This is a genomic window from Nevskia soli (assembly GCF_903970205.1).
GTDB lineage: Bacteria > Acidobacteriota > Terriglobia > Bryobacterales > Bryobacteraceae > Bog-113.
On the sequence record NZ_CAJCHS010000428.1, the window covers coordinates 1 to 5,307 of the forward strand.

Annotated in this window: 6 protein-coding genes; all 6 read left to right on the forward strand. The window is 57.2% G+C overall.

Annotated features, from left to right (window positions below; all coding sequences use genetic code 11):
* Window positions 1-89 precede the first annotated feature (89 nt).
* From H1Y01_RS18405 to H1Y01_RS18430, 6 genes are read left to right on the forward strand one after another with little or no spacing between them, the layout of a single operon-like run.
* A complete protein-coding gene (locus H1Y01_RS18405) occupies window positions 90-881 on the forward strand; it encodes a glycosyltransferase family 2 protein (RefSeq protein WP_180542155.1) in 792 nt (263 codons plus the stop codon).
* Window positions 878-2,401 carry a glycosyltransferase family 39 protein gene (locus tag H1Y01_RS18410; protein ID WP_180542157.1) on the forward strand — a complete coding sequence of 508 codons (1,524 nt, stop codon included), beginning with the start codon at window positions 878-880 and terminating at the stop codon, window positions 2,399-2,401. The genes H1Y01_RS18405 and H1Y01_RS18410 overlap by 4 nt, the downstream gene beginning before the upstream one ends.
* Window positions 2,402-2,434: 33 nt before the next feature.
* Entirely contained in the window at window positions 2,435-2,572 is a 138-nt protein-coding gene (locus tag H1Y01_RS20180; protein ID WP_219341680.1) for a type II toxin-antitoxin system RelE/ParE family toxin, read from the forward strand.
* Between the two features lie 13 nt (window positions 2,573-2,585).
* The gene (locus tag H1Y01_RS18420; RefSeq protein WP_180542159.1) at window positions 2,586-2,915 is read left to right on the forward strand and encodes a HigA family addiction module antitoxin; all 330 of its coding nucleotides are present in this window, start codon (window positions 2,586-2,588) and stop codon (window positions 2,913-2,915) included.
* Window positions 2,916-2,942: 27 nt separating this feature from the next.
* Entirely contained in the window at window positions 2,943-4,454 is a 1,512-nt protein-coding gene (locus tag H1Y01_RS18425) for an AAA family ATPase (protein WP_180542161.1), read from the forward strand.
* A gap of 41 nt (window positions 4,455-4,495) precedes the next feature.
* A complete protein-coding gene (locus H1Y01_RS18430; RefSeq protein ID WP_180542163.1) occupies window positions 4,496-5,083 on the forward strand; it encodes a hypothetical protein in 588 nt (195 codons plus the stop codon).
* The last annotated feature ends 224 nt before the right edge of the window (window positions 5,084-5,307 follow it).

The window sequence follows — 5,307 nt, forward strand, 5'->3', positions numbered from 1 at the left end:
CTGTCAAGGAAGATCGACCGGTAAGCGCCGTATAATAGCAGAGAAGTACGCAACGACATCGCCTCCCGCCGTGAATGCATGATCAACGCATGATCAACCAGAAGCGCATCGTCGTCGTTCTCCCCGCCTACAACGCCGAGAAAACTCTGGAAGCTACGGTCCGCGAACTTCCGGATGTTGTCGACGAACGCATTCTCGTTGACGACTACAGTAGTGATGCGACGGTCGAAACTGCCCGCCGGCTTGGACTTACTGTAGCAGTCCACGAACGAAATCGCGGATACGGCGGTAATCAGAAGACCTGCTACGCGCAAGCGCTCGCGCGCGGCGCCGATGTGGTCGTGATGATCCATCCGGACTATCAATATTCGCCGCTGTTGGTTACTGCGCTGGCAAGCATGGTCGCTTACGATGTATACGATCTGGCGCTGGGTTCGCGCATTCTGGGCGGACACGCGCTGCGCGGCGGCATGCCACGTTATAAGTACTTTTCCAATCGCGCGCTGACTATCTTTCAGAATGTGCTTATGGGCGCTCACCTTTCCGAGTATCATACCGGCTTTCGCGCGTATAGCAAGGAACTACTAACAGCACTTCCGCTCGAGAGTAATTCAGAGGACTTTCTATTCGATAACCAGGTGCTCGCGCAAGCGCTGGTAGTCGGCGCGCGGATTGGAGAGATATCGTGCCCGACAAAATACTTTCCGGAGGCATCGTCTATCAATCTTCGCCGTAGTCTGGTTTATGGGTTGGGTGTGGTCAGGACGGCGATTGAAGGGCGGCTGGCGCGGCACAATCTATATCGGTCCCCGGTGTTCCAGTTCGCGCAGTCGCGTTTCAAGGGCCGCACCGTGCCGGTCGCTTTCGGACCCCGCGTTTGAGAGTGTCGCGTTCCGTCCGGGGCGGATTGTGGGTGCTCCTGGCGATCTGCATTGTCCGATTCTGGATCGTGCCGCTTCCCTCCAGCTTCTGGGTGGATGAGGCAGGCACCCTGTTCGTGGTGAGGCAGGGCGCGCATCATCCGTCGTTGGCCATCGCGCCGCAGGTGCCGGCGTCGATTTACTTCTGGCTGCCGCGTGTTTCCGAGCGAGCGCTTCCCTGGTTGCCCCAAAACCCGGGCGTGACCGAGGCGGCGTACCGTCTGCCGTCCGTGCTCGCGATGCTTGCGGCCCTGCTGTTGATTGCGCGGATCGCGATGCGGCTGATTCATCCGGACGCAGGCTGGTTTGCGGTATTCGCGTGCTTCGGTTTACGCGGGCTGAACTACGCGGCGGACGATGCGCGTCCCTATGCGCTCGGCATGCTGATGGTTTCGGGCGCGGTTCTGTTCCTGATCCGCTGGCTGGATCGGGGTCGCGTGATCGATGCCGCGGTGTTTCTGGTTTTCGCCGCGCTGATCTGGCGCGTTCATCTGATTTACTGGCCGTTCTATGTTGTCCTGTTCCTCTATACCGTGGTGCGGCTTGCCCGTGCGGAAACGCCGGTCGGATGGCTGGCGGGGGCCATCGTATGGGCGATTCTAGGACTCTCTCTAATTCCGGTGGCGGTTGAAGCGCTCTCGTTGTTCCGTCAGGCGGGCGCGCATGTGATCACGGCTCTTCCGGGCCCGGGCGAACTCGTTCGTACGTTGAAATTCGGTTTGATCTTGTGGAGCGCGGCGATTGCTTTGGTTCTAAGGTTCCGCGGAGGTGCGAGCGGAGTACGAAGATTACCGGCAACATCCGTCGTGCTGATCCTGGCCTGGTGGCTGATTCCTCCTGTGGCGCTGTTTGCGTATTCGTGGGGCACTGGGAATAGCGTCTTTGTGAATCGGTATATGTCGTTTGGTCTGCCGGGGATCGCGTTGTGCGGAACTCTGGCGGCCGCGTTCGTGGTCCCGCAACCGCGATGGCGTTGGGCTGCCGTGATCCTCGGGGCCGGCGTACTGATATTTCTGGGCGATTGGCGACATCAGTGGCCGCCGCATCATGGCTCCGATTGGCGAGGGGCTGCTGCCGCGGTGAATGCCCTTCCCTACGGACCGGATTTGCCGGTTCTCTGTCCGAGTCCTTTCATTGAGGCGCGCGCTCCGGAATGGAGTCCCCGTTATCCTTTGCCCGGGTTTTTGTACGCGCACTTAGCGACTTATCCGGTGCGTGGGAGGCTTGAGTTATTCCCGTTCCAGACTTCTCCTGAGGCGGAGGCGTGGGCGTCGCATATCGGCAAAGACACGCTTCAGCCGTTCGGGCGCTTCGTTCTATACGGGTCATCCGCGAGCGTCCAATTTTGGAGTGATTGGTACCTCAAGCAACCGGAATTCGAGGGCTGGCGTGCGCACCGGCTCGGCGATTTCGGCGACGTGGCCGCGGTAATGTGCGGCGCGCCTGACAAGATCTACCGGAGACTGTCGAGCGCATATTGACTCTTCTCGATACGTCTACATCTCCTCAGAGCCTTGATTTGCCGCGATTTCGCTAGCATCCGTTGTGATCTAAAGGGCCATTGGTCAGTAACGGTGCGTGCAAACTGGCGAGTTATTTTTCGTTTCGGGAACGGCGACGTTTTCGACGTGGAGCTTGTCGATTATCACTGAAGGAGAGAACCTTATGCCGATGAAGAATCCTGTCCACCCTGGCCTCATCGTTCGATACGATTGCCTGGAGCCTCTGCAGTTGAGCGTGACCGAAGGCGCGAAAATCCTAGGCGTCACGCGACAGGCTCTGAACAACGTTGTCAATGGCAAATCCGGCATCAGCCCGGAGATGGCGATCCGGCTAACCAAAGCGTTCGGCAGTACCGAAGAAACCTGGCTGCGCATGCAACTCGCCTACGATCTGGCCGCCGCGCGCAAGAACGCAAGCAAGATCAAGGTCCGTCGCCAGCGAGTTCCGGCCGAATTAAGCGCGAGAACGGCTCCCAAGAGGGCCGCGCGTTAGCTTTAAACGCGCTACTCTGGAGCAGAAATGCTTACGCGCTTAAAGGTTTCCGGCTTCAAGAATCTCGTCGATCTCGACGTTAGCTTCGGCCCGTTTACCTGCATTGCCGGAGCAAATGGCGTCGGAAAGTCGAATCTCCTAGACGCGATTGTCTTTTTGAGCGCCCTCTCCGATCGACCGCTGATCGATGCGGCTCTTGCAGTTAGGGACCAAGGAACCAAAACCGGTGATATTCGGGGATTGTTTCAGCATGTCGGGGATCACTTCGGCGACGAGATGAGCTTCGACGCTGAGATGATTATCCCGCTGACTGGAGCGGACGATCTTGGACAACCGGCCGAAGCCAGCAGCACGTTCGTGCAATACTCGGTCACGCTTCGGCGGAAGGAAGATAAGACGGCAAGAGCCCTCGGCTCGTTAGAACTCGTAAGTGAGGAGTTGAAACATATTACTCTACGCGAGGCCGCTCATCACCTTCCTTTTTCTCCGTCTAAGGCATGGCGGACGAGGACCATTCTCAATAAACGACGAACTCCCAAATATATATCTACTGAAGGCTCCGATCCTGATCGGGTCATCAATGTTCATCAAGACGGAGGGAGTAGCGGAAAGCCGCAAAAATTGAAAGCCGCAAACCTCCCGCGAACAGTTCTATCCGCTGCTAATTCCGCGGAGTCGCCGACAGCGACCCTTGTAAGGCGCGAAATGCAGGCTTGGCGGCTGCTCCAACTGGAACCGTCGTCACTACGCGAACCCGATGGGTTTACGGCTCCAGCGACATTGGCCAGTGACGGCGCCCATCTACCGGCAGCGCTATATCATTTGGCAAACTCTGCTGACCAAGGTGGTTCCGACCCAGCTGTCGTTTACTCCGAGGTCGCTAATCGGGTGGGTCAGCTAATTAATGATGTCAAATCCGTTTACGTCGACCGCGATGAACGCCGGCAACTCCTGACTGTTTACGTGGGTGGGCGGGACGGGACAGCCTACCCCGCCAGGTCTTTGTCAGATGGGACGCTCCGCTTTCTCGCTTTATCTGTGTTGTCCCTAGATCCTGATCCGCAAGGCGTCATTTGCCTGGAAGAGCCCGAAAACGGAATACATCCTGAGCGGATACCCGCGATGATCCAACTTCTGCGTGATCTGACCACGGACGTTGAGAACAACGACGTAGAAGATGGAACACGTGCGCTTCGCCAAGTGATTATCAACACCCATTCACCTTCGGTGGTAATGCAGGTCCCCGACGATAGCCTACTGGTGGCGGAGCTCGTAGACGCTGTTCACGATGGGCGAAGGTCCCGTGTTTTGCAGCTTCGATGTTTAGCGGACACGTGGCGCGATAAGGTACTAGGTTCTGAATCAATCTCGAAGGGGCAGTTGCTTGCTTATCTAAATCCGGTGTCGTTAACCGGGGACGATACTTTAAACGGCAAGAATGGATACGGTTCTTTGATGAATCATGCTCGTCAAAGACGAGTAATCGATCGTGAGGATCTCCAACAATATAAAATTCCTTTCGATGAGCTTGCTAGTTGACATACACCTTGATTGCGGACGGGTCGTCCGACAGGATACTCATGCCACTTCTGACCTGGTCCCTGAACCAACACACTGCCGAACCGGTCAACGGGCAATGGGTGGATTTCAGCCGGATACCGCGACGGCGAGATACCGAATGGAAGCTTGCCGCGGCTTTGGATTTGTACCCGTGCAACTTGTTATTTGTTCATCGCGACGCCGAGAATCAGCCGCCGGAGTTGCGGCGCCGCGAGATTGCCTCGAACTTGAGGAACTCTCGCGTTAAGCACGTACCTGTCGTCCCCGTTCGCATGACGGAAGCCTGGTTCCTCGTTGACGAGAAAGCAATTCGGCTAGCGGCGGGAAATCCAAACGGGACTGAAGACTTGAACATTCCCGCGATCGGCAAGATCGAAAGCATTCCCGATCCTAAGAAGACTCTTCACGACGCGCTCCTGCGAGCGAGCGGGCGCAATGCCCGACGGCGCTCTCGATTTCCGATCCACGAACGCGTTTACCGGGTTGCGGAATACTTGGAGGACTACTCCGTCTTAAGGGCTCTCCCGGCTTTTGAGCTATTGCAGAGGGACATCCGGCTGGTTGTTCATCTCGGGTTTTCGAACGACCAGCCGTTGCAGCCCACCTGACCTGGTCTTGCCAACGAAACCCGGCGCGGCATCGTCGAACCTGCGATGTCAGCACACCCCGCTTGCTCCGAATCCCCCATCCGCATACAATCAAGGGATAAGCATTAAAGCAGGAAGTTCCCCCGGTTCCCCGTAGCCGAACCCGATCCCGTGAAACCAACCGACGTCCAGGACCCGAATTATTACCACAAAGTAGTCGATTGCCAGTGGGGCTGCCCCGCGCA

Excerpts from the sequence above, each read along its gene's own strand:
- H1Y01_RS18425 (WP_180542161.1), top strand. The coding sequence starts at position 2,943 with ATGCTTACGCGCTTAAAGGTTTCCGGCTTCAAGAATCTCGTCGATCTC.
- H1Y01_RS18430 (WP_180542163.1), top strand. The coding sequence starts at position 4,496 with ATGCCACTTCTGACCTGGTCCCTGAACCAACACACTGCCGAACCGGTC.
- H1Y01_RS18405 (WP_180542155.1), top strand. The coding sequence starts at position 90 with ATGATCAACCAGAAGCGCATCGTCGTCGTTCTCCCCGCCTACAACGCC.
- H1Y01_RS18420 (WP_180542159.1), top strand. The coding sequence starts at position 2,586 with ATGCCGATGAAGAATCCTGTCCACCCTGGCCTCATCGTTCGATACGAT.